Here is a 24817-nt window from a genome sequence, read left to right on the forward strand (position 1 = left end):
GGCATGGATTACGGATTCTCCACTGCCGCATATGTCGTTGCGGCCGTCCTCTTCATCCTGTCGCTGGGCGGGTTGTCGGGCCAGGAAAGCGCCAAGCGCGCGGTCTGGTACGGCATGTCAGGCATGGCGCTGGCAGTCATCGCCACGCTGATCGGGCCGGGCTCGGGGCTTTGGTTCCTGTCGCTCGTGCTGATCGCGGGCGGCGGCGCCATCGGCGCCTATGTCGCGGGCAAGGTTCAGATGACAGAGATGCCGCAGCTCGTCGCCGCGATGCACTCGCTGGTCGGCCTTGCCGCCGTCTTCGTCGGCTACAACGCCTACATCGAGGCCGCCAACGTCGTCGCGATGAGCCCGGACGAGCTTCACTCGCTGACCGGCTTCGCCGCGATTGTCGCGCACAAGACCCCGGTCGAGCTGTCGATCCTGCGGGTCGAGCTGTTCCTCGGCGTGTTCATCGGCGCGGTGACCTTCACCGGCTCGATCATCGCCTTCGGCAAGCTGGCGGGCAAGGTGACCTCGAAGGCCACGAAACTGCCGGGCGGCCACATGCTGAACGCCGCCGCGGCGGGGCTGTCGATCCTGCTGCTGCTGGCCTTCGTGAACGGCGCCGGCTCCTGGGCGCTGATCCTGATGACGCTGGCCGCCTTCTTCATCGGCTGTCACCTGATCATGGGGATCGGCGGCGCCGATATGCCGGTCGTGGTGTCGATGCTGAACAGCTACTCGGGCTGGGCCGCGGCCGCGATCGGCTTCTCGCTCGGCAATGACCTCTTGATCGTCACCGGCGCGCTGGTGGGTTCGTCGGGTGCGATCCTGAGCTACATCATGTGCCAGGCGATGAACCGCTCGTTCATCAGCGTGATCCTCGGTGGCTTCGGCAACACCTCCGGCCCGGCGCAGGAGATAGAGGGCGAGCAGATCGCGATCGAAGCCGACGGCGTCGCCCAGGCGCTGAAGGTCGCCGACAGCGTGATTATCGTGCCGGGTTACGGCATGGCGGTGGCGCAGGCCCAGCAGGCGGTGTCGGAACTGACCCGTAAGCTACGCGCGCAGGGCAAGGAAGTGCGTTTCGCGATCCACCCGGTCGCGGGCCGTCTCCCCGGCCATATGAACGTGCTTCTGGCCGAGGCCAAGGTACCCTACGACATCGTGCTGGAGATGGACGAGATCAATGAAGACTTCCCGGAAACCGACGTGGTCATCGTCATCGGCTCGAACGACATCGTGAACCCGGCGGCGCAGGAGGATCCGAATTCTCCGATCGCCGGTATGCCGGTTTTGGAAGTGTGGAAGGCGAAGCAGGTCTTCGTCTCGAAGCGCGGCCAGGGCACCGGCTATTCGGGCATTGAGAACCCGCTATTCTACAAAGAGAACACACGTATGTTCTACGGCGATGCCAAGGCTTCGGTCGACAAGCTTCTGGGGTTGATCAACTGAACCGTAACGACGCTCAACGTGCGCCCATTTTACCTGTGAAAAGGCTGGGTGGACTTGCCCGGGTTTGGTGGAGAGCTGTTAGCTCACTTCTTGGTCATTTCGCTCGAAGGCGATGGGACTTTTGAAGCCGAGCCATGAATGTCTCCTGACAGAATTATAAACCCGTCGATGAATGTGGCGATGGCATTTTCTGCTTGTTGCTGGGTCTGCTATCCGATCGACCAAATCAGTTCTGACTTGATGGTCTTGAGGAAGACCTTGACCTGTGGGCCTATCAGCGTGGCGTTGAGCTGGACTTTTCCTGCCCTGGAAAGCCAACGGACAATGCCTTCATCGAGTCGTTCAACGGCAAGTTCAGAACAGAGTGTCTCAACGCTCACTGGTTTCTGACACTTGACGACGCCCGTTCGAAAATGGAGGAATGGCGTAAGGACTACAACACCGTCCGTCCCCATAGCGCCATCGGCAACAAACCGCCGATATCGCTCATGAAAGGCTCATCGGCGGCTTCCGCCCTCTGAGCCGACACCCTCCGAATTTCCGGCCCGGGGCGATCCAAAGACGGGGAGCACGTTACTGGCTCTTATCGATCCCCAGTCCCTCAAGACGGTTTTAACTGACGAAGCCCTACCAATTGTAGTGAGCAATCGAGTATTTATGCTTCGCCCGGGTCCAAGGTCATTTCCGAGAAGGCGAACCATTCAAGGCCGGCTGCTTCGGCAGCGCCAAGGTCGCTGAGCGTTGAGCGCATGACCGCAGTTTTATTGCTCTCACCCGTCGGGATATGCTGAAGGCTGGCGCGAAAACCCTCCAGGAAAGGTGTGGCGGATGCAAGTGGTCCTGCCAGGATTACCTGGGCTGGAATGAGGATTGAGACCAAGGCTGCAATAGCGACGCCTACTGCTTCGCCAGCTTCGCGAAACGCAGTGGTCGCACGCCGGTCGCCGGAGTTCGCTTGACGGATGGCATGTGGAACGCCAAGGCGCAAGCCGGTTTGCCCCGAGGCTTCTGCCTGACCCGTGTGGCCGAGCCGGTGCAAAATCGCTTCGGCCGATGCGATGTCGTTGAGAGTTGCCCAAGTGTTTGTATCTGAATTGAAGTTTCTCGGAACGTTGTTGAGATTGCCTTCGAGCAACGTCGTCGCTGTGGTGTCACTGGATACGATCATGCTGGCATCCAAAGCGAAGCCAGCGTGAATCATGACACTTGGGAGGGTTGGGCTCTCAAGTGTCTGACGTGTTTCCGCAATATGAAGGGCCTCTGCGATGCTCGAACGGGCAACGGGCGCATCGAATGCCGCATGAAGGTCGTTTTCCAGGATGTCGAGCCAGGATTCTTGATCTTGCCTCTCACTCGACACGATATCGGGAGAAACGATCATGCTAATTCCTGCCAAGTGCCCGAAGTGCGTTTCAGGACGCGCTGAAACCCGCGTTATCAACTGATTCGCGTAATCGAGTATTGAGGCACTGGATCTCTTGTCGCCCTGTTCGATGTCGCCTTCTGCGACCCTTTGGCCGGTAAGATCAACAATCGAAATCTTTTGCTCGTAACGGGATAGGACGATGCAAAGCACGTGCAGTCCGGCGGGATTGAGGTAAAGACCGACATTCGGGCGTCCGCGCATTGCAGACCGAGCTGTTGCCTGCTCTACGAGGAATCCTTCGGCGATCAAGTCGCGTGTGATCCGAGACAGTTTTGAATCCGTGCTGTTCAACAGGCGGGATAACTCGCGTCTGGAAATGCCTGGAGAGCGACGGACCTCCGATAGCACGCGAGACTTGTTGAAAATTTTTAGACGCGAAGAAGTGACAAACATTATCAAGCTGTCTTGTACAAAAGCGTGTGGGACCTTGTGCGGTATGGCGACGAGAAGATCAATACGCAGTGCACGGCATGCCTCGATATGAGAATGAGATGGGCGGGTTCAGAATTTCATCAATTGCTGCACTTTTATTGAGCAAGCTTAATTTGCGGACAAGTGGCCATTTGACGCTGAAACATGACAATGGAAAATATATAAATAAAAACAGTAATTTATATTTATTTGCAAAATGAAAATAAATTGGCACAACGCTTGCTCTCCATAGATTGCGTCACGCGGCAATGCCGCCTCAGCATTGGAGCACATTCATGGATCGTCGAAGTTTCCTCAAGAATTCCGCAGCCGCAGGTGTGGCGCTTGCGGCCCCGTCCTTCATTTCCAGTCGTACCCGTGCGGCAGACACCCTCAAGCTGGGTTGCCTGTTTTCGTCGTCCGGAACGATGGCCAACATCGAAGGGCGGTTGAATTCGGTCGTGAAGATGGCTGCGGCTGAACTGAATGCGAAGGGCGGTGTCCTTGGTAAGCAAGTTGAAGTGGAAGTCACTGATCCTGCTTCCGACTGGCCGCTTTACGCCCAGCTGGGTCGCCAGCTTCTGCTGCAGGACCAATGTTCGGCACTGTTCGGCTGCTGGACCTCGGTTTCGCGCAAGTCAGTGCTGCCGGTTGTCGAGCAGAACAACGGCCTGCTTTATTATCCGCTTCACTTCGAGGGTGAAGAAAACTCGAAAAACGTCGTCTATCTGAACTCTCCTCCGGCAAGTTCTGTGCTGCCCGCTTTGGAGTACCTGATGAGCCCGGATGGCGGCGAGGCTAAGCGTTTCTTCATGCTTGGTTCTGACTATGTCTGGCCGCGTACCATTAACAAGATCTGTAAGGGCTACTGGAAATCGAAGGGTTTCGACAAGAGCGCCTGGCGCGAACATTACGTGCCTTTCGGCTTCTCGAACTTCCAGACTCTGGTCAACGAAATCCGCCAATTCGCAAGCGAGCCGGGCGGCCAGCCGATTGTCGTTCTGACCGTCGTCGGCTCCTCGATTCCTGATTTCTTCAAGGAAATCATCAACCAAGGCATCACCGCCACCGATATTCCGGTGTTGGGTCTCGACGTGCTGGAAGCGGATCTGGAAGGCCTCGACACCGCCCCCATGGTGGGTCACTTGAACTGCTGGGCCTATCTGCAGAACGTCGAATCGAAGGCGAACACCGCATTCAAGGCGGATTGGAAGAGCTTTGTCGAAAAGGGGAACTTGCCCTATTCGCCGAACACCGTCATCGATCCCATGGTTTCCACCTATGACGGGGTACACCTTTGGGCGAAGGCTGTCGAAAAGGCGGGTATGGCTGATCCTGACGCTGTGCGTGCAGCCTTTGACGGACTCACTTTTGACTGTCCTTCGGGTTATTCAATCAAGATGTCGGGCGAAAACAACTATGTCTCGCGTGGCGTCTTCATTGGCTCCGTCAATGATCAACAGGCGTTCGACATCCTCTGGCAATCCGAGGACACACCCAAACCGGTGCCGTTCAGCCCCTATGCTTGATCGACTTTCAACAGCCCTGCGGTCGCTTGTGCGACCGATTGGTCCCGCCATGGTTTGGCGGGGCCTTGGGGCGCTGCTCGTATTGGTGTTGTTGACCAATGTTCCTCTCCGAGCTCAACCTGCTGGCTCGAAGGAGGTACTTGCAGAACTTTGCGGGAAGGGCGCAAGTAAACAAATCCATGGTGTGTCAGACCTTCTTGCTGGTGTAGAAGCCGACAAAATCGATCCCTCCTGGGGGATAAAAATCCTTCAGGCTGTAGGTGACCGCGCTCTGATATGCGGTGGTGAAGCGGCCTTGATCAGGGATGGAGACACGGTCCGTCTCGCAGAGACGCTGGAACCTACTACTGTAAAGCCCGCCAAGAAAAAAGGTGCCTTCGTCAACCTTCGCTTGCGGGCGCAGCTGGACATGGGTGTGGCGGTCTTGCGGTTATTGACCGCGCCGGGTGGGCCGAACTCTGCGGATGACCTTGAAGAGTTGCGCAAGCGGGCGAAAATCGCGCCAACGGGGCTAATTGAGCGTGCGGCTGCGATGGCAGGCAATGCGTCCGTTGCGGACGGCCTCAAAGACATCCTTGCCATCGCCGGGCTGCAGGATCCCGATCCGGCGCGTCAGGTCTCCGCTATCAAGCGTCTCGCCGAGGCCCCATCCGCTCGAAATCTGACCTTGCTGCTCAATATGAGCACCAGCTTGGGGGGCAAAGGCGACGCGGCTGTCCAGAAGGCTCTCGCTTCGGGGAACGATGAAATAAAGTTTTGGCTGAACGTCGGTCGGGTTTCAGCCACGGTCTATAGCGGTCTCAGTTATGCCAGCATTCTCTTTATGGCGGCGTTGGGCCTTGCAGTGATCTTCGGTCTGATGGGGGTGATCAACCTGGCGCAGGGTGAACTCATCATGATCGGCGCATATGTGACGTTCCTCGTCCAGGAAGCGCTTAAGATCGTGGCTCCAGGACTGCTTGCCGGGTTCTTCGGGGCCCTGATCGCTTTTGCCATCGCGCTGGTCGGGGTTGCAGGGCTTGTCGACACGACCCTTTCCGTCGACGCCATACTGACCCGGCTGCAACTCCAGTCGCCCTGGTTTGCGGCCTGGATCTTCATCGGCGTCATCGCCGGCGTGCAACTGCTGGCAGGGCTTGCGCTGTTTGCCGCCGCCGAAGGGATCGTGCGGCATGTCTACCGGCCCTATTTCAACTCGCGCCTGTCCAAGAAAGACGCCGTGACGCTGACCCGGGTCGCAGTTGCCATTCTGGCGGTCGTCGTGATGATCATGCAGAATCTTACCCCGGTTACGCTTTCCGCCCTTGCTGCGGTCACGCTGCCGATGGCCTTTCAGTTGTGGACCCCTTTGCTAGGTGTCACCTGGATCGGCTGGATCACACGTCCGGCGGCGGTCACCGGTGTCGGCTTCGGCCTTGCAGGGGTCATCCTGACCGAGCCGCTCGGGTACGAGATCCTGTCCTTCTTCGGCCTCGAACTGCCCTGGGGGCGGTGGCCCTGGACCATTCATTCCGCCGCCTGGGGAATGGCGGCGAACCTTGCGGCCGTTCTTATCATTTCCGCCATCACCAACCGCAAGGCGCTGGGGGTCGAGGCAAGCGAGATCCGCAAGCTCTTTACAGGGGCACTCGCGCCCGGTCCGAAGGCCCGGTCCCTGCGGGCCACGGCCTGGTCGGTGGTGCTTGCCTGGTTTTTCCTGGCGACCGGACCCGGGCTGATCTTCGGGAATTCCGCCTTCGTGAGCGTGGACGGGGAGACCACGACCTGGCTCCTGGGCATGCCTTCGATCTGGGCCTGGTCATTGGCCGGTTGGATGAGCGGAGTCGGGCTGGTGTGGTTTCTTGCCTACAAGATGGAAATGGCAAGCCCGGTTCATGTTGCCATTCCGGCCTATGTGCCGCCGCGCCGGTTGCCGGTGGACACGTCGCAAATCGAAAGGGAACGCTTGCGGACCCTTATTATCATCGGCGCTGTCGGCTTCGTGCTCGCGGTGCTTGTCGCATTCAGTTTCGGCGGCTGATCCGATCGCCAATTGTGGAGAAGATGATGAATCCATTCACGTTCAACACCTCGAAGTCGATTCAGTTCGGTGTCGGCGCACTGGGCCGCATCGGCGAGTTGGTCAAGGATCAGATCGGCAGCAAGGTGATGCTGGTTACGGATCCCGGCATGATGACGACGGGTATCGTCGACCAGGCGCTCGATACCTTGAAAGCTTCGGGTGTCTCGGTCGAGCTGTTCAATTATGTCGCGGCCGATCCACCTGAGGAGATCGTCCTGCAGGCGACCGCCCAGGCCCGGGATGCCGGCGTGGAGGGCGTGATCGGTCTTGGCGGAGGCTCCGCGCTCGATGTCGCCAAGCTTGTGGCTCTTCTGGCGCCTGGCCAGGAAGCCCTCAAGGACGTCTATGGCGTAGGCAACGCCAAGGGACCGCGCCTGCCTCTGATCCTCGTGCCGACGACCGCCGGCACGGGCTCCGAGGTGACGCCGATTTCGATCGTAACCACCGGTGCCAACGAGAAGATGGGCGTGGTCTCTCCGGTCATCCTGCCGGATATCGCCTTGCTCGACCCGCAGCTCACCTACGGTCTGCCGCCAAATATCACCGCTGCGACCGGGATCGATGCCATGGTCCACGCGATCGAGGCCTATGCGTCTGCGAGCCCGAACAACAACCCGGTTTCGCGCATGCTGGCCACCCAGGCGCTCACGCTCATGGGCCGCTCGATCCTGAAGGCGGTTCATGAGGGCACCGACACCGAGGCGCGATCGGACATGCTGCTCGGCTCAATGCTGGCCGGACAGGCCTTCGCCAATTCGCCGGTCGCCGCAGTGCATGCCCTGGCCTATCCGCTCGGTGGACATTTCCACATCCCGCACGGCCTGTCGAACGCGCTGGTGCTGCCGCATGTGCTGCGCTTCAATGTGGTGACCTCTCCGCAACCATATGCGGAGCTGGCGCCTTACGTGTTTCCTGATCTTGCGAGGTTCGAGGGACAGGAGCGGGCGGCTGCCTTTTGTGACAGCCTCGCGGAACTCTCCGGGGCGTGCGGTCTTCAGCCCAACCTGAAGGCCATGGACATTCCTGAGGACATACTACCGAAGCTCGCCTCCGACGCGATGAACCAGACCCGTCTCCTGGTCAACAACCCCCGCCCGGTCACGGAAGCCGATGCTCTGACGATCTATCGCGCCGCTTACTGACAGGCTCAAACGAAAGGACATACTATGGCACTCGCTCTCAAAGATCCGAGCCTGCTGGAAACCCGTGCGTTCCTGGGCGGCGAATGGGTGACGACCGGAAAAACCTTCCCGGTAACCAATCCGGCGACCGGCGAGACCATCGCCGAGGTCACGGACCTGACGCCGGAGGATACGAGGAAAGCCATCGAGATTGCCTCTCAGGCGCAAAAGGAATGGCGGGCGAAGACGGCAAAGGAACGTTGCCTCATCCTCCTGAAATGGAACGACCTGATGCTGGAGAACCAGGAGGATCTGGCGAAGATCCTGACCGCCGAGATGGGCAAACCGCTCGCAGAGGCGCGCGGGGAGATCGCCTACGGCGCCTCCTTTATCCAGTGGTTCGCGGAAGAAGCGCGACGGGTCTACGGCGACGTCATTCCCGGGCACCAGCCCGACAAGCGCATCGTGGTCATCAAGCAGCCGATCGGCGTCGTCGGCTCCATCACACCCTGGAACTTCCCGAATGCGATGATCGCGCGCAAGGTCGGACCGGCGCTGGCGTCGGGTTGCAGCTTTGTCGGCCGGCCTGCGGAAAAGACGCCACTTTCGGCACTCGCCATGGCCGTTCTCGGGGAACGCGCAGGGATCCCGAAGGGCGTCCTGTCGATCATCACCAGTTCGGATTCCCGCGGCGTCGGGCTCGAACTGTGCACCAATGCGAAGGTACGCAAGCTCACCTTCACCGGCTCGACCGAGGTCGGCCGGATTCTCATGAAGCAGTGCGCCCACGACATCAAGAAACTGTCGCTGGAACTGGGCGGCAACGCGCCTTTCCTTGTTTTCGACGACGCCGATCTCGATGCGGCCGTCGATGGGGCGATGATCGCCAAATACCGGAACTCCGGCCAGACCTGTGTCTGCGCGAACCGCATCTATGCTCAAAGCGGTGTTGCGGAAGAGTTTGCAGGAAAACTTGCAGAAGCGACGCGCAATCTGCGGGTCGGCAACGGCATGGAGGAGGGGACTGCGATCGGTCCGCTGATCGACGAAGCGGCGCTTAAAAAGGTCGAGGATCACGTGTCCGACGCCGTCGGCAAGGGGGCCAAAGTGATCACCGGCGGAAAACGTTCCGATCTCGGAGGGACCTTCTACCAGCCCACGGTTCTGATGGGCGTGGGCAAGGGCATGAAAGTGCTGAGCGAGGAAACCTTCGGACCGGTTGCCCCGATCATCAGCTTCGACACCATCGACGAAGGCATCGCGCTTGCCAACGATACCGAATTCGGTCTGGCCGCCTATTTCTACGCGCGTGATCTCTCGACCGTCTGGAAGGTCGCCGAGGAGATCGAGAGCGGCATGGTGGGGATCAATACGGGGCTCATATCGACGGCCGAAGCGCCCTTCGGCGGCATCAAATCGTCCGGTCTGGGACGGGAAGGCTCCAAGTACGGGATGGATGAATTTCTGGAGATCAAATACCTCTGCATGAGCGTGTGACGTTCAAACCGTTCAGATTTCGCGAGTGAAGCGGTCTGACTGGAGAAGCGCGGAAGAGGCAGTGAGTGCCGTGGCTAAGGACGTCTTCGACGGGACTGCCCGGGGCGGCGGCTGCTGATTTCCCGGGAGGGGCTGCGCGATTTTTAGGTTACCTGGATTGAACAGCGGATACGTGATCCGATGGGTTGAGCATCGCAGTCGCGTATCGACCCATACTGGGTTATTCGAACAACGAGCCTGTTCATTGGCAAACTCCCTTCGTTCGAGATCCAAAGTTTGCGCTTGGATTAGCTGCAAGTCTCTGTGTGATCAGGCCCCCGCAACCAAAACACAAACAACCAGGCTCAAAGCCGGGCTTTTTGCGTTTTAAACGACAGAAGTGAGGACCCGAAACGGAAAGGCGGCGGCCACAGACAGTTTTACGAAAGTGGTTCGGCAGAACTAGAACTGTTTCGGGGTAAGCGGCGGCTGGACCCCACCTATTCGCTTCCGTCTTGATGCTGGCATCCATACCCATTGTCGATTTGGGAATGGAGGAAGTGTTGGGAGTCCATAGAGCGCTCCATATGGAGTCCATATGCGGATATGAGATTTTGGTCGGGCCCGCGGGAAAGCGGCGCTGGCCGGATGAAGTGAAGGGCTAACTTGTTGCGGAGACCTATGTGCCCGGAGTGACTGTGAACGAGGTCGCCCGGCGTGTCGGCCTGAAGCCCAACCATCTTTCGTCGTGGCGACGTTTGGCACGGGAGGGCAAACTTGTGGTGCCGGATCTTCCGGGAGCCGAGTTTGCACTGGCCGTTCTGGAACCGGCCCCGGCGTCCGTTGAAGAGGATGCGAAGCCGCTGGCCGCTGTGGAGATCATTCACGGCGGAACCACAATCCGGCTGGAAGCTTCTGCAAGCCCGGACAGGATTGCCGGGATCGTGCGCGCCCTTGGGCGTGGATCATGATTTTCCCCTCGAACCGGGTGCGGATCCTGGTGGCGACGAAGCCAGTCGACTTCAGAAAAGGACATGATGGGCTGAGCGCCCTGGTCCAGTCTGTTTTGCGCAAGGACCCGTTCACCGGCACGGTTTTTGTGTTCCGGTCCCGGCGAGCCGACCGTTTGAAACTCCTGTATTTTGACGGCACCGGCCTGGTCATGGCTTACAAGCGCCTGGAAGATACGAGCTTCACCTGGCCCGCCATCCGGGATGGCGCGATGTCGCTGAATCATGCCCAGTTCGAGGCGCTGTTCTCGGGGCTGGACTGGCGCAAGGTGAAGGCATTGGAGGCTCGTTCTCCGGCTGCGGCAGAATGAATCAGGTGCCGGAAATGGCGGGCATCCAGAGCGGTCCCGGGCTATTCTCGGCTCATGCCTTCCACTGTCGCCATCGACCTTTCTGCGATCCCCGCCGACCAGCGTGATGCTGTCGCCGCGCTCCTGCGCGAAAGGGATGCGCTCAAGGAGATCAACAAGCGCCTGGAGCACCTGGTCGCGGAGTTGAACCACGCGGTTCACGGTAAAAGGTCGGAGAAGCTTAGCGAAGACGAACGGCAACTGGCCTTCGAAGACCTCGAGACCGTCATCGCCGAAGTCGAGGAAGGCCAGGATACGCTGATCCCTTCCGAGGGGAAAACTCGCCGTCCGGCCCGTCGCAATCGGGGCAACCTGCCAAAGGACCTTCCGCGCATCGAGCGTGTGATCGAACCCGACAACCTGCAATGTCCCTGCGGCTGTGGTGAGATGCACAAAATCGGCGAGGATCGCACGGAGCGGCTCGACATCGTGCCCGCGCAGCTGCGCGTGATCGTTACCGTTCGCCCCAAATACGCCTGCCGCGCCTGTACCGACGGCGTCACCCAGATGCCGGCACCGGCTCACCTCATCGAGGGTGGTCTGCCGACTGAAGGTGCCATTGCGCATGTTCTGGTCAGCAAGTACGCGGACCATTTGCCCCTGCACCGGCAGAGCCAGATCCTTGCCCGGTCGGGCATCGGTATCCATCGGAGCACGCTGGCGGATTGGGTCGGCACTGCCGCGTTCCACCTCGCTCCGGTGGTCGACCGACTGGCCGAACATCTGAAGGCGTCGACCAAACTGTTCATGGACGAGACCACGGTGCCGGTGCTGGATCCGGGTCGGGGCAAGACGAAGACCGGATATCTCTGGGCATTGGCCCGTGACGACCGGGCCTGGGGCGGGGACGATCCACCCGGCGTGGTCTTCTTCTATGCACCCGACCGCCGCGGCGAGAACGCGGAGAAAATCCTGCGTGGCTTCGACGGGGTTCTGCAACTCGACGGCTACCAAGGCTACAACTGCCTGACGCGCCCGTCCCGCAAGGGCGGCGAGCCTATCCGCGTGGCCCATTGCTGGGCGCACGCACGGCGGAAACTGAAGGAAGTGTTCGACCGCGATGGCTCCGAGATCGCCGCCGAAGGCTTGCGCCGGATCGCTGAGTTCTACCGGGTCGAGGCTGATATCCGAGGCACGGCGCCCGGGCAGCGGCTCTCGGCCAGGCAGGCCCGCACCGCGCCTCTCGTCACCGCGTTCGGACAATGGCTGCAAGACCAACGCCTCCGGGTCTCCGCCAAGTCCCGTCTCGGCGAGAAGCTCGCCTATATCCATCGTCACTGGGACGGCTTGCAGACCTTCCTTCACGACGGCCGTGTCGAGATCGATAGCAACAGTGTCGAGAATTTGATCCGGCCAATTGCCCTGAACAGGAAGAACGCCTTGTTTGCCGGGCATGACGAGGGCGGCCGCACCTGGGGCCGCATCGCGTCCCTCATCGAGACCGCGAAAATCAACAACGTCGAGCCCTTCGCCTATCTCAAAGCCACACTCGAAGCCATCGCCGCCGGCCACCCGAATAGCCGGATCGACGAACTCCTGCCGTGGAACTTTACGCCGTCAAGCTGAAAACCGGTGGGCAGCAGACGCCGCTTACGTTTCGGGTAAGAGCCCGGTTGGCGACCTCGACCCAGTACTGGACGCCGAGGGTGAGCGCATCGTCGTTGAAGTCGTAGTTGGGACTGTGCAGGTTTTTCCCGCCTTCGACGCTGCCGTTGCCGATCCAGATATAGGCGCCGGGCCTTTTCTCCAGCATGAAGGCAAAATCCTCCGCTCCCATGCTTGCCGTCATGTCCTGGCGAACGGTGTTTTCGCTGGCGATTGTTTCGGCTGCGGCGCGGGCGATGTCGGTCTCCTGGGATGTATTGATCGTCGCCGGATAACGACGCTGATAGTCAAGCTCCGCCCGGGCGCCGAAGGTTTGGGCGACGAGGTCCGCCCGGTGGGTCATTTCGCGTTCCAGCAGGTCCCGCACATCGGGCGTAAGCGAACGGGCGGTACCCCTGATCAGCACCGTGTCCGGGATGATGTTCCAGGTGTCGCCCGCCTTGATTTGGGTAATGCTGATGACGGCGGCATCATTGGGATTGACGGTCCGGCTGACGATGGCCTGCCAGGCGGTTTGTATCTGGCCGGCGACCAGGATCGGATCGACCCCCTGATGGGGCATCGCGGCGTGGGCGCCCTTGCCGGTGATCTTGAGTTCGAACGTGTCGAAAGCGGCCATCATCGGACCGCTGTGGATGGCGAATTCGCCGACCGGCACGCCCGGCCAGTTGTGCATGCCGAAAACCGTATCGACGGGGAACCGCTCGAACAGTCCGTCCTCGAGCATGACGCGGGCTCCGCCCTCGTTTTCCTCGGCCGGCTGAAAGATGAAGACGACGGTTCCGCGCGGCGGATTGGCCGCCATGTGAAGGGCTGCGCCCAGGAGCATGGTGGTATGGCCGTCGTGGCCGCAGGCGTGCATTTTGCCGGTGGTTCCCGAGGCGTAGGGCAGCCCGGTCGCTTCCGTGATATCGAGCGCATCGATGTCGGCGCGCAGGCCGACGGACGGTCCGTCGCCGTTGCGGAGGACCGCGACGACGCCGGTCCGGCCGATGCCTTCATGGACCTCCAGTCCGGCCGCCCGCAGTTCCCGGGCCAGAAACGCTGCCGTGCGATGTTCCTCGAACGCCGTTTCCGGATGGGCGTGAAGGTCATGCCGCCATTCGACAAGGCGGGGTTTCATTGCTTCGATTTCGGCGGCAATCTTCATCACAGAGCTCCAAACAACAACGTTCCGGCGACGCCGGCGGCGACGCCCACAAGCAGCCACGCGACCCGGTCGATCAAGGGTATATGACCGGAAGGGCCGGGGACAATGCCCATGGCGGCGTCGGAAGGTGCGGTTGCACCCGACCTGCCTGCGGCGGCTTCTTCCGGTTCACCGGTGACAACGCGCGAAAAGGCAGAAAAGAAATCGTCGGCGTTCTTGCGGGCAACCCCCTGGATCAGCCGTCCGCCGACGCTGGCGAGCTTGCCGCCGATGTCGACATCGGCAACGTAGGAGAGCCGGGTGCCCTCACCTTCAGGAGCCAGACGGATTTTCGCAGACCCCTTGGCAAAACCGGCAGGACCACCCTGGCCGCGTCCCGACAGCGTGTAGCCATGCGGAGGATCGAGATCGCCGAGCTCCACCTTGCCCTTGAAGGTGGCCGATACGGGGCCTACGCGCGCCACGACCGAGGCAGTAAATTCATTGTCTCCGGTCCTGAGCATTTCCGTGCATCCGGGGATGCTCCGGCGCAGGGTTTCCGGATCGTTCAGGCCGGACCACACCACGTCGATCGGCGCGGGGATCACGTGTTCGCCAACAAATTCCATCGCCGTCTTCCCTGTTCAGCCGCTCAGTTGTCGTAGGCCCTGAAGATCGCCTGGGTGCCCTCTTCGCCATAACCGTCGGCGGCGACCTTGTCGTAAAGCTTCTTGGCAAGGGCCAGCGCCGGCAGGTCGAGCTTCATGCGTTCGGCCTCCGCGATCGCGATCGACATGTCCTTGATGAAGTGGTGGATGTAGAACCCCGGCGCGTAGTCGCCGTCGAGGATCCTGGGACCGAGAACATTGAGGAGGAAGCTCGATGCCGCACCGGTGCCGATGGAGGACAGGACACGCCTGGTGTCGAGACCGGAAGCCTTTGCATAGGCAAGGCTTTCGCTCATCGCCAGCATGGTGGCGGCGATGGCGATCTGGTTGCACATCTTGGTGTGCTGTCCGGCGCCGGCGCCGCCGTGATAGACGATATTCTCGCCCATCAGTTCCAGCAGCGGCCGGACGGCCTTGAAGGCGTCCTCGCTGCCGCCGACCATGATCGAAAGCTTGCCGGCCTTTGCGCCGACATCTCCGCCCGAGACGGGAGCATCCAGCGAAGCAATGCCTTTCCGAGCGGCCTTTTCCGCGATCTCTGCCGCCAGTGTCGGGCTGGACGTGGTCATGTCGATGAAGACCGATCCGGACTTCGCCCGATCCAGGATCCCGCCGGCGGCAAGATAGGTATCCTCGACGTCTTTCGGATAACCGACAATGGTGATGATCACGTCCGAAGCCGCGGCGACATCGCCCGCCGTGTCGTGCCAGATCGCGCCACCGTCGATCAGGTCCTGGGCCTTGGATCTGGTCCGGTTGTAAACATGCAGCTCGTAGCCGGCATCCAGAATGTGGCCGGCCATGGCCTGGCCCATGATCCCCAGACCGATAAATCCAACTTTTGTGTTTCCACTCGCAACGTTCATTTCATTCCTGCTCGTTCTGTCGTGCCGCCGCGCCACGATCCCGCAGCAGCGACCTGAGATATTGGGGGGACAATGGCTGGCGATCGGCCACCGTGCCGAAGGGTGCAAGAGCGTCGTTGACCGCGTTGGTCACGGCTCCGATCGCGCCCATGACGCCGCCCTCGGCCATTCCCTTGATGCCGGCCGGGGTGCGGCTGTTGGGCGTATGGTGGTGGAGGATCTCGAAATTCGGCAATTCGCAGGCCGTCGCGACCATGTAGTCGGCGAAGGTCGCGGTAAGGTTCTGGCCGGTTTCGTCGTAAATCACCTCTTCCAGCAGGGCTCCGCTCAGGCCCATGGCGATGGCGCCCTGCTGCTGGCCGCGGACGACGACCGGATTGATCACGGTGCCGCAGTCCTCCGAGACGAGGTAACGCAGGATCGTGAGGGCGCCGGTGCGCACGTCCACTTCCACTTCACAGGCATGGGTGGAATTGGAGTAGGTCATCGGCGGCGGATCGTAGGTCAGCGAGAAGTCGAGACCCGGGGTTATGCCCTCCGGCAGGCTGGTCGGATCGAGATAGGCGTTTCTGGCGACATCCGCGAGGGTGAGCCCGGTCGCAGTCCATTCGCCGTTAATCAGCCGTTCCACCTGGCCGTCGAGCAGTCGCATGTCGTCTGAGGTGTTCAGTCCGAGCTTGTTGGCAGCAATCTGTAGCACCTGGCCGCGCGCCTTGCGGGCGCAAAGAAAGAGCGCTCCGCCGCCCGCCGTGCCGCCGCGCGCGCCCCGGCTGCCCATGCCATAGGGTGCTACATCGGTGTTGCCGGTAAGGATTTTCACCTCGGACGGATCGACCCCGAGCCCTTCGGCAACTGTCTGGGACAAAGCGGTCTCATAGCCCTGACCGGTTCCGCCTAGGCCCACCGAGGCGTTGACCGTGCCGCTCGGTTCGATCCTGACCCATGCGGCCTCGTGCCCCGAACCGGGGATGCCTGCGGATTTGTAGAAAGCAGAGCCGTAGGTCGTGGATTCGACCACGGTGCAGAGCCCCAGGCCGACATACCGGCCCTGGTCCCGAAGGGCGCGTTGGCGCTTCCGGAACGCCTCATAGTCGATCGCGTTGACGGCGCTCTCAAGCGTTTCCGACGGGGTGATGTCTTCGAGAACTTCGCCCGTTGCCATGCGATAGGGCAGATCGGCCGGGCGCAGCATGTTGATGCGCCGAACCTCCAGGGGATCGAGATCCAGTTGGCGGGCGATGGCATCGATGGTTCCGTCCATCACCCAGCTCGTGATGGCCATTGGCGCGCGCATCGGGCCGTTGCCGCACTTGTTGGTCAGGGCGACCTTCATCTCGAAGGCATAGTCCTGGATCCGGTAGGGACCGGTGACAATCATCGCCACCACGCGCGACATGTAATTTGCCGGATAGAAGCAATAGGCGCCGAAATCCTCCGCCAGCTCCAGCTCGAGCCCGAGAATGCGTCCGTTTTCCGTGACCGAGGCGCGCGTACGGCACAGGTTTTCGCGCGCGTGGCTCGCCGACATCAGGTTTTCCGCACGGTCTTCGCGCCAGCGCACCGGCCGCTTTAAATGACGGGCGAGGGCTGCGATGGCGAGTTCCTCGCGGTAGAGGGCGATCTTCTGGCCGAAACCGCCACCCACATCCGGAGACATCACCGTCACCTGGCTTTCGCTGAGGTTCAGCCGTCCGGCGAGCTGGCTGCGCAGCGGGTGCGGGACCTGATTGCCGATATGGATCGTCAGGTGTTCGCGGCCCGGATCCCAGAGGACCGCGCATCCGCGGGTTTCCATCGGAACATGGGTCTGGCGGTGCTGGTAGAAAGAGGCCTCCACAACGGCGTGGGCCTCTTTCCGCCGCGCATCGACATCGCCGGCCGAAAACGTCTGGTGGGAGACGAGATTGGAGGGCAGGCTGTCATCGACCAGTGCGGCGTCCGGCGCGAACGCGGTGTCGATCGACGTGACCGGGGGCAGCACGTCATAGTCGACCGCCACGCATTCGGCCGCGTCCTCGGCGATATAGCGGTCGCGTGCGACAACAATGGCGACGGGGTCGCCGTGAAAGCGCACCTTGTCCGTCGGCATGGTCTCGATTTCGGTCGGATGCAGGCCCTCGATCGGCGGCGCCAGCCGCAGCTTGTTCGTCCACCGGGCCAGGTCCGTGCCGGTAAAGACACCGACGACACCGGTCATTTCCCGCGCGACCTCGGCGGAAATTCCGAGAATGCGCGCATGGGCATGCGGCGAGCGCACGAAACACGCGTGCAGGGCGCCCGGCACGATGATGTCATCGAGATAGCGGCCGTGTCCGGTCACGAGACGCCGGTCTTCCTTCCGCGGAAGCGGCTTGCCGATGTAGTGGAATTTGGAGGTCTCAGTCACCTGCGGCCTCCCGCATTTCTGCCGCGGCCTTCATCACCGCGGAGACGATATTCTGGTAACCCGTACAACGGCACAGGTTTCCCGAAAGCACATCGCGGACCTCCTCCTCGCCCGGGTCGGGCGTGTCGCGCAGGAAGGCCTCAAAAGTCATGACGATGCCGGGCGTGCAGAAACCGCATTGCAATCCGTGTTCTTCGTGAAGCGCCCGTTGCAGCGGACTGAGTCCGGCGTCGCTGACGGCTTCGATGGTCGTGATCTCATGCCCTTCCATCTGGATGGCATAGGTAAGGCAGGCGCGCGCCGGCTTCTCGTCGATCAGCACAGTGCAGGCGCCACAAACGCCGTGTTCGCAGCCGACATGGGTGCCGGTCAGGGCGAAGTCTTCGCGAAGGACATCGGACAGGAGTCGGCGCGGTTCCACCAGGGTTTCCCGGGTTTCGCCGTTCACCGTCAGCGATATAAGCCGTGCTTCGCTCATGGTGTTTCCCCTCGTGCCCGCGCGATTGCGGCGGTCAGGACGTTTTCGCAGAGCATGTCCGCGATTTCCCGCCGGAAGTCTGCCGGAACCATCTTGTTGTCTTCAGGTGAAATGGTCGCTGCGACATGGGCCGCAGCCTCACGGGTCCAACCGGCCGCCGTGATGTCGCGGTTTTCGAACCAGTCGCCGAGGTCGAGACGCAGCGGCACGGCGTCGACACCGCCGAGCGCCATCTCGATGACTGGCTGGTGGCCTTCATCGCCGAGGCGGAGCGTTGCCGCGACCGCAACAATGGCGAAGTCGCCGCGTCTGCGGCTGAACATGTCAAAGGCCCAGCCGGTGCCGGGGAGAAGTTTCGGGAACCGGACGGCAATGACCATTTCGCCGTAGCGCAGGTCGACCGTCATCACGGACTTGAAGAAATCACCGGCTTCGATTTCGCGCGTGCCGGATTGTCCGCGAACGATAATCTTCGCGTTCCCCAGCACGGCGATCAGCGGCAATTGCGCGGCAGGATCCGCGTGCACCAGGCTGCCGCCAAGCGTGCCCCGCTGGCGGATGGGGTAATGCCCGATCGTTGAAGCGGCGGAAGCGAGCAGGGGGTGGGACCTGCCGACTTCCACCGCATTGGCGACCCGGTGATGGCGGGTCAACGCGCCAATTTCCAGTTCCGTGTCCGTTTCCCGGACGTAGTCGAGTTCCACAAGGTCGTTGAGATCGACCAGGTGTTCGGGACGGGCCAGCCGCATGTTCAGCATGGGCCCGAGGCTCTGGCCGCCGGCAATCGGTTTGGCCGCCTCGCCGTACCGGGCCAGCAGGTCGAGCGCCGCCTCGATCGTTTGCGGTCTGTGATAGTCGAATGAGGCCGGTTTCATTCCGCTATCCGATCAGGCTCGCTTCGGTTTCCGCGTCGAAGACATGCAGCCGCGCCGTATTGGCCGACAGCCTGATCCGATCGCCGTAGTCGTGGCGCAGGTCCTTGTTGACGCGGAAAAAGAGCTCTTCGCCTTCGACCTTCAGGCCGAGGAACTGATCGGACCCGACCGGCATGACGGAGGTGACGGTTCCGGCGACGACTTCGCCGTCTGCGGCTTCCGCCCGCTCGTCCACGTCTTCTGCGCGGATACCGAGTTTTACCTTTCGGCCGTTCATGTCCAGGAGCGCCTTTGCGCGGTCGGCCGGAAACGCAAGCCGCGTGTCGCCGCGCAGGAATTCCACCTTGTCGCCTTCGACCTGCAGGACGCCTTCGAGATAGTTGATTGGCGGATTGCCGAGGAACGAAGCGACGAACATGTTGGCCGGGTGCTCGTAGATTTCGTCCGGCGTGCCGATCTGCTGGACCACGCCGTCCTTCATGACCACGATCCGGTCGGCGAGGGTCAGCGCCTCGGCCTGGTCGTGGGTCACGTAGACGAAGGTGGTCTGCATCGAGCGGTGCAGTTCCTTGATTTCGGCGCGCATGGAAATGCGCAGGGCCGCATCCAGATTCGACAGCGGTTCGTCCATCAGGAAGACCGCCGGCTGGCGGACCATGGCGCGGCCGAGCGCGACGCGCTGCCGCTGGCCGCCGGAAAGCTGGCTCGGACGTCTTTCCAGCAGATGGGTGATTTCGAGCCGCTCGGCGGCGTCGCGCACACGCCGGTCGATATCGTCCTTGGGGTGTTTGCGCATCATCAGCCCGAAGGCGATGTTTTCGTAGACCGTCTTGTGCGGATAGAGCGCGTAGCTCTGGAACACCATGGCCACGTCGCGATGGTGCGGGGGCGTGAAATTCACGTTTTCGTCGTCGAAGAACAGGTTGCCGTCGGAGATCTCTTCCAGGCCGGCGATCATGTTCAGGGTCGTCGACTTGCCACAGCCGGACGGACCGAGCAGCACGACGAATTCCTTGTCCTTGATCTCCAGGTTGAGGTTTTCGAGTGCGACGAACCCGTTCGGATAGCGCTTTGTCGCGTTTTCAAAAAGGATGCGGGCCACGCCGGAAACTCCCTGTTAGCCTTTGACCGCACCGGCCGTGAGACCGGAAACGATATAGCGTTCAAAAACGATAGCGACGATCACCGGGGGCACGATGGCGAGAAGGCCGGCCGCGTTGATGAACGAGAAGCTGATGGTGAAGTCGGATGTGAAGGAGGCGAGCACGATCGGCAGAGTCTGGGATGCCGCCGTCTGCGTGAACATCAGTGCCAGGAGGAACTCGTTCCAGCTCGTCAGGAAGGCGAACAGGATCACCGCCACCAGAGACGGCATCGCGAGCGGCAGGAAGACCCGGGTCAGCGACTGGAACCGCGAACATCCGTCGACCCGTGCGGCCTTGTCCAGTTCGTCGGGGAGCCCTTCGAAATACTGGATCAGGATAAACACCGTGAACGGCACCGTGATCGCCAGATAGGTGATGACGAGCGAGAGGATGTGGTCGAGCAGTCCCAGGTTCTTGATGACCAGGAAGAACGGCACGACGAGGGCGATGTCTGGAATGACACGGGTCGTGAGAATGAAATAGATGGAGCCGTTGCGCCCGTAGAACCGGATCTTGGCCATGGCATAGGCCGCCGGTATTCCGACCAGCAGGTTCAGGATGACCACCAGGGTTGCCACGATGAAGCTGTTGGCCATGGCCGGCAGCAGGTTTCCGGCGGTCGACGGGATGTAATCGCCGGAGGCCGGGTCCTGCTTGTTGCGGGTCTCGTAGGTGACGGTTTCGTCGCCGGTCGCCGCGAAGATCGCCTTGAAGTTCTTCAGCGTCGGCTGGTCGGGGATCCAGTGCGGCGGCACGGAAACGATTTCCGCTTCGTTCTGGAACGAGGACGATACCAGCCAGGCCACGGGCGACAGGACGACCAGCATGACGGCCAGGGATCCCGCCAGGATAACGGCGCGATGCAGCCAGCGGAAAATCTCGGCCCGGCGCCTGTAATTGATGCTGCGGCCCGGCGCCCGGCCGGCGGATTGGAGATGACGATCGGTCTGCATCTCAGACGCTCCTCCCCAGGGTTCGGATGATGAAATAGGCCAGGGCGAACGTGATCAGCGCGAGCAGATAGGACATCGCAGCACCCGAACCGAAGGAAAGGTTCCGGAAGGTCTCGACGTAGATTTCCCAGGAGAGAACGTGCGAGGCCGTTCCCGGGCCGCCTTCCGTCAGAATGAAGAACAGGTCGAAGTGCCGGATTGCGATCATGGTCTCGTAGATGATCACGAGCATGAAACCGGTCCGCATGGACGGCAGCGTGACATGGAAGAAGCGCTGCAGGAGCGGTGCGCCATCGACGCGCGCGGCCTGGTAGAGATCGCTCGGGATGGACTTCAGCGACACCAGCAAAAGGATCGTTGCCAGCGGCACTTCCTTCCAGACGAAGGCGTTGGCGATCAGGGCGAGGGTCTTGTCCTGGTCCCCGAGCCAGATCATGTATTTGTCGATGAAGTCCAACTGGTACAAAAGGCCGTTCAGGGCGCCGTAGCCGGAATCGTAGATCCATTTCCACATCAGTGCATCGGCCACGTAAGGAATGGCCCACGGGATCAGAAGAACGGTGCTGACCAGCCGGCGTCCGCGGAAGTCCTGGTTCAGAAGCAGCGCCACGAACAGGGCGAGCAGCGTGATCGCGGCAACCGATATCACCGTGAAGGTCGTGGTGCGCAGCACCGCTGTCCAGAACATCTCGTCCTTGAACAGGTGGAGATAGTTGTCGAACCAGACGAACGGCGTCCGGTTGGGCCGGGTGAGCTTGATGCGGAAGAAGCTCAGGTAAAACGAGTAGGCGATCGGGAAAACGGCAACGACACCAAGCACGGTCATGACCGGGGCAATGAACAGCAACGCGGTGCGTTCTTCGTAGTTGAAATGCCGCCGGAGTCTCAATGCCAAACCGCCTGCTGTTTTCCCCGCCTGTTTCGATGTCATAACGTCCGGCCCCTCATTGGCTTCATCCGGGAATGCGCTGTTCTGTTGCCGTCCGGCGAGCGGATTGCGTTCGCGATGAAGCTGTGTCGATGGCGTTTATTTGAAAAGGAAGGAGCGCGATCCGGGCTCAAAACCGGCTGCAGTTTTGCGGATCGCGCTCCAGGGGAAGTCGGGACATGCACAGTTCTGCCCCGACACCTTTTTATTTTTAGGCCTGGGACTTGAGGTCGTCCCACTCTTCGCCGGACTTCTTGAGAGCGTCCGCAGGCGAGACATTGCCGAGGATTGCGGATTGCCACGAAGCGCCATTGACTTCGTTCCAGTCCCCGAACCACGGCGTCACGACATCCTTCTTCCGGGCGAGAGCCTGCTGTTCCTGGATGATCGCCACGTCGGCGTATGTGTTGTATTTGGCCCGGATGTCCGCGTCTTCGAACAGGGGCTTCACGCCGAAGCCGGCGCCGATGTCGAGGAAGAGCAGCTTCTGGAAGGTATAGGCGCCGTCGGACTTGCCGCCGAACCATTCGATGAGCTTTGCGGCGTTGTCCGCCCGTGCCTTGTCGGCCGCGGCCTGGGTCGCCATGCCGTGGAAGCGCATCCAGCCGACCGTCGCATGCGATCCGTTTGCGCCCATGGGCATCAGGGCCTGTTTCGCGCGGCCGGCGATCTGGGACTGGGCAGGATCGTTGAGCATGGCCAGGCGGTACTTGGGCAGAAGCGCGAAGGCATGGTTGCCGGAGGCAAACGCCTTCAGACCGGACAGTTCACCGGTTTCGACGCAGCCCGGCGAGACGACCTTGTGCTTGTTGACCGCATCGACCACCCATTGCAGAGCCGACAGGGCGCCGTTCTTTTCGTCCTGCATGATCGAACCGCCTTCATCGTTGGTGAAGCGACCGCCGTGGGAGAAGACCATCGCGGACATGAACTCGATCAGCCAGCTTTCCTTGGCCATCGCCAGCATCATCGGGAAGTCGGAAATACCCTTTTCCTTCATGACGAGGGATTGCTCGACGACTTCGTCCCAGCTCTTCGGAGGAGCGGAGAAGCCGGCAGCGGCGACCTTGTCGGCGTCATAGATGAAACCCATGAAGTCGGTGTAGTAGGTCAGGCCATACTGCCGGCCCTTGTAGGTCATGGAGTCGGTGCAGAAGGTTTCCGCATCGGCGTTATAGGCCATCAGGCTGTCGAATTCGTCGACCGGCGAGATCCAGCCGGCTTCGGCCCATTCCGGCAGCCAGGCATCGGACACCCACATGACGTCCATCGGTGCGGTGCCGACGAATTTGGTCACCATGGCGTCCCGGTACTGCGCCCAGGGCGAGTTGGCATATTCGACGGAAAGACCGGAGGTCTTTTCGAACGCGGCCACATGGCTTTTCACCAGGTCGACCGCTGCCGACCAGGTCTGGAAATTGATGGCGTTGCCGGCGGCAAACGCCTTCATGCCCGGCATCGTCAAGGCTGCTGCCCCGGCCATGGCCGTGGTCTTCAAGAAGTCGCGTCTTCCGATGACGCCTTCGAAACGGTTCTTCATTTCATGTTCCCCTTTGCATGGCCGTCGCGGCGCGTTTTCGGCTCACGAGCAAGAGAGACCTTTCCGGTCTCATTCTGAAACGCTAGCAGCGAATTCATAAGTCGTCAATTGACGACTTTGCGCATGGCGGTCGCCATCGGCGGGGAGTGCCGTCGGGGAGGCTCAGCTGTCGAGTTGTGAAACCATTGCGTCGAAGCCGTTAAGGAAGACGCTGACATGGGTAGCCACGACCATGTCCTGCGAAACGACCTGGCTTGCGTGATAAATGTGCCGGCGGATGGCGTAGTGGGAAATGGACCCATGAATGGTCCAGCCGATTTCGTGGATCGCCTCGGGGTCCATATTCAGCGCAATCCCCTTCTCATGCGCTGTTTCCTGGACGATGGTCTCGGTCAGCTTGGTAATGATCGAGGAGATGTAATTCGGCGCCATGTCGGCTTCGGCGAGCGACGAATAGAGAAACAGCCGAAGCCAGCGTCGGCCAAGAACCGTGTCCAGATAGTCCTTGTAAAACTTGTTCAGCCGCTCACTCATCGGCCGGCTGCGGTCGCTGAGTTCAGCGAACCAGACGGCTTGGAACGGGCCGATGATCCGGGTGTCGTAGACTTCCTTGAGCAGGTCTTCCTTAGTGGGGAAAAACCTGTAGAGCAGGCGTTGCGAAATCCCGCATTCCGCGGCCAGCGCACGCGTTTGAGCGGTCAGTCCGTACTCGGCGAAGAGTTCCGTTGCCTTTTCCAGGATCTGGGCCCGGCGTTCGGCGTAAGGCAGGCGCTTGGATTTCTTCTTGGCCGTGCCCGCCTGTTCGTTTCCGCGCTGGCTTCCCCGCAGGCTGGTGGATTTTGCCTTCACACTATCCTCTTTCCCGGACGTCTTTTCGTTCCGATTCCTTGTGCCTGAATACCATGAAACCGGCGAAGCGCACAAAAATAGTGCAATAAGTCGTCAATTGACGAATTTATGAACACGAGTCATTGTCGCAAATGGGATACGGACTCTCCCCAACACATAACCACGAGAGACTGGCAGGTTTCGACATGATCTATGAGCAGCGCGTGTATCAGATCACCGCAGGACGCGCCGGCGAGTTCCTGAAAATCTATGAGGCCGAAGGGCTCGGCATCATCACCCGGTATGCGAAGCTGATCGGCTGCTGGACAACGGAGTCCGGCACGTTGAATTCGGTTGTCTTCATCTGGGCCTATGAGGATTTCGGTCACCGCACTGCACAGCGCGTAAAGCTTGGCGCCGATCCGGGTTGGCAGGCTTTCGTGCCGAAAATCCTTCCGTTCCTGGTCCACCAGGAGAGCCGCTTCCTGCTTCCAACTGCGTTTTCGCCTGCGAATTAGGCAAGGATCGTTCAACGGTCGGATTGTTTGACTTCCCGGGTGCCTGCGTCTCTCGGGGAGGCTGCTGTCGATTTCG

20 protein-coding genes and 2 pseudogenes are annotated in these 24817 nt (G+C 61.0%); 10 read left to right on the plus strand and 12 right to left on the minus strand.

Features of this window, described 5'->3' with window-relative positions; genetic code table 11:
- Positions 1-3 precede the first annotated feature (3 nt).
- Complete coding sequence (locus HK439_RS19485; RefSeq protein ID WP_190293148.1) at positions 4-1437, plus strand: NAD(P)(+) transhydrogenase (Re/Si-specific) subunit beta; 1434 nt, start codon at positions 4-6, stop codon at positions 1435-1437.
- A 257-nt stretch (positions 1438-1694) separates the two neighbouring features.
- Positions 1695-1958 (plus strand): annotated as a pseudogene (locus HK439_RS19490) (integrase core domain-containing protein); the annotation flags it as partial.
- Positions 1959-2092: 134 nt separating this feature from the next.
- Here HK439_RS19490 and HK439_RS19495 read toward each other — a convergent pair.
- Positions 2093-3256: an ROK family transcriptional regulator gene (locus HK439_RS19495; RefSeq protein ID WP_190293149.1), complete on the minus strand. Its 1164-nt coding sequence runs from the start codon at positions 3254-3256 to the stop codon at positions 2093-2095.
- Positions 3257-3570: 314 nt separating this feature from the next.
- Here HK439_RS19495 and HK439_RS19500 point away from each other — a divergent pair, with 314 nt between their 5' ends.
- The 7 genes and pseudogenes from HK439_RS19500 (at position 3571) to tnpC (ending at position 12388) form a co-directional block, all read left to right on the plus strand.
- A complete protein-coding gene (locus tag HK439_RS19500; protein WP_190293150.1) occupies positions 3571-4803 on the plus strand; it encodes an urea ABC transporter substrate-binding protein in 1233 nt (410 codons plus the stop codon).
- Between the two features lie 82 nt (positions 4804-4885).
- A complete protein-coding gene (locus tag HK439_RS19505) occupies positions 4886-6823 on the plus strand; it encodes a hypothetical protein (protein WP_190293151.1) in 1938 nt (645 codons plus the stop codon).
- 26 nt (positions 6824-6849) lie between these two features.
- Positions 6850-8007, plus strand: coding sequence for an iron-containing alcohol dehydrogenase (locus tag HK439_RS19510; protein ID WP_190293152.1), 1158 nt, complete (start codon positions 6850-6852; stop codon positions 8005-8007).
- Positions 8008-8031: 24 nt separating this feature from the next.
- Positions 8032-9483: an NAD-dependent succinate-semialdehyde dehydrogenase gene (locus tag HK439_RS19515; RefSeq protein ID WP_190293153.1), complete on the plus strand. Its 1452-nt coding sequence runs from the start codon at positions 8032-8034 to the stop codon at positions 9481-9483.
- A 659-nt stretch (positions 9484-10142) separates the two neighbouring features.
- Positions 10143-10433 (plus strand): annotated as a pseudogene (locus tag HK439_RS19520) (transposase); the annotation flags it as partial.
- Complete coding sequence (tnpB, locus tag HK439_RS19525; RefSeq protein ID WP_190293155.1) at positions 10430-10783, plus strand: IS66 family insertion sequence element accessory protein TnpB; 354 nt, start codon at positions 10430-10432, stop codon at positions 10781-10783. The pseudogene HK439_RS19520 and the gene tnpB, both read left to right, overlap by 4 nt.
- Before the next feature lie 54 nt (positions 10784-10837).
- Positions 10838-12388, plus strand: a complete 1551-nt coding sequence (gene tnpC, locus HK439_RS19530) for an IS66 family transposase (RefSeq protein ID WP_190293156.1) — start codon at positions 10838-10840, stop codon at positions 12386-12388.
- Here tnpC and HK439_RS19535 read toward each other — a convergent pair.
- The 11 genes from HK439_RS19535 to HK439_RS19585 form a co-directional block, all read right to left on the minus strand.
- The gene (locus HK439_RS19535) at positions 12372-13577 is read right to left on the minus strand and encodes a M20 aminoacylase family protein (protein WP_190293157.1); all 1206 of its coding nucleotides are present in this window, start codon (positions 13575-13577) and stop codon (positions 12372-12374) included. The two genes, tnpC and HK439_RS19535, sit on opposite strands and share 17 nt — an antisense overlap.
- The gene (locus tag HK439_RS19540; protein ID WP_190293158.1) at positions 13577-14185 is read right to left on the minus strand and encodes a CoxG family protein; all 609 of its coding nucleotides are present in this window, start codon (positions 14183-14185) and stop codon (positions 13577-13579) included. Before HK439_RS19540 ends, HK439_RS19535 begins: the two co-directional genes overlap by 1 nt.
- A gap of 23 nt (positions 14186-14208) precedes the next feature.
- Positions 14209-15090: an NAD(P)-dependent oxidoreductase gene (locus HK439_RS19545; RefSeq protein WP_190293159.1), complete on the minus strand. Its 882-nt coding sequence runs from the start codon at positions 15088-15090 to the stop codon at positions 14209-14211.
- A gap of 1 nt (position 15091) precedes the next feature.
- Positions 15092-17476 carry a xanthine dehydrogenase family protein molybdopterin-binding subunit gene (locus HK439_RS19550; protein ID WP_190293160.1) on the minus strand — a complete coding sequence of 795 codons (2385 nt, stop codon included), beginning with the start codon at positions 17474-17476 and terminating at the stop codon, positions 15092-15094.
- Positions 17469-17954 (minus strand): (2Fe-2S)-binding protein, encoded by a 486-nt coding sequence (locus tag HK439_RS19555; RefSeq protein ID WP_190293161.1) that lies wholly within the window; start codon positions 17952-17954, stop codon positions 17469-17471. Before HK439_RS19555 ends, HK439_RS19550 begins: the two co-directional genes overlap by 8 nt.
- Positions 17951-18829 (minus strand): FAD binding domain-containing protein, encoded by an 879-nt coding sequence (locus tag HK439_RS19560; RefSeq protein WP_190293162.1) that lies wholly within the window; start codon positions 18827-18829, stop codon positions 17951-17953. Before HK439_RS19560 ends, HK439_RS19555 begins: the two co-directional genes overlap by 4 nt.
- A 4-nt stretch (positions 18830-18833) precedes the next feature.
- Positions 18834-19931 carry an ABC transporter ATP-binding protein gene (locus HK439_RS19565; RefSeq protein ID WP_190293163.1) on the minus strand — a complete coding sequence of 366 codons (1098 nt, stop codon included), beginning with the start codon at positions 19929-19931 and terminating at the stop codon, positions 18834-18836.
- A gap of 15 nt (positions 19932-19946) precedes the next feature.
- Entirely contained in the window at positions 19947-20927 is a 981-nt protein-coding gene (locus tag HK439_RS19570; protein WP_190293164.1) for a carbohydrate ABC transporter permease, read from the minus strand.
- Between the two features lies 1 nt (position 20928).
- The gene (locus HK439_RS19575) at positions 20929-21822 is read right to left on the minus strand and encodes a carbohydrate ABC transporter permease (protein WP_209011948.1); all 894 of its coding nucleotides are present in this window, start codon (positions 21820-21822) and stop codon (positions 20929-20931) included.
- A gap of 244 nt (positions 21823-22066) precedes the next feature.
- The gene (locus tag HK439_RS19580; RefSeq protein WP_190293166.1) at positions 22067-23395 is read right to left on the minus strand and encodes an extracellular solute-binding protein; all 1329 of its coding nucleotides are present in this window, start codon (positions 23393-23395) and stop codon (positions 22067-22069) included.
- 162 nt (positions 23396-23557) lie between these two features.
- Positions 23558-24244 carry a TetR/AcrR family transcriptional regulator gene (locus HK439_RS19585; protein WP_190293167.1) on the minus strand — a complete coding sequence of 229 codons (687 nt, stop codon included), beginning with the start codon at positions 24242-24244 and terminating at the stop codon, positions 23558-23560.
- 185 nt (positions 24245-24429) lie between these two features.
- On the opposite strand from HK439_RS19585, the gene HK439_RS19590 reads away from it, so the two are divergent.
- Positions 24430-24741, plus strand: coding sequence for an NIPSNAP family protein (locus HK439_RS19590; protein WP_190293168.1), 312 nt, complete (start codon positions 24430-24432; stop codon positions 24739-24741).
- The last annotated feature ends 76 nt before the right edge of the window (positions 24742-24817 follow it).

This window comes from Roseibium aggregatum, assembly GCF_014692675.1.
Classification (GTDB): domain Bacteria; phylum Pseudomonadota; class Alphaproteobacteria; order Rhizobiales; family Stappiaceae; genus Roseibium; species Roseibium aggregatum_C.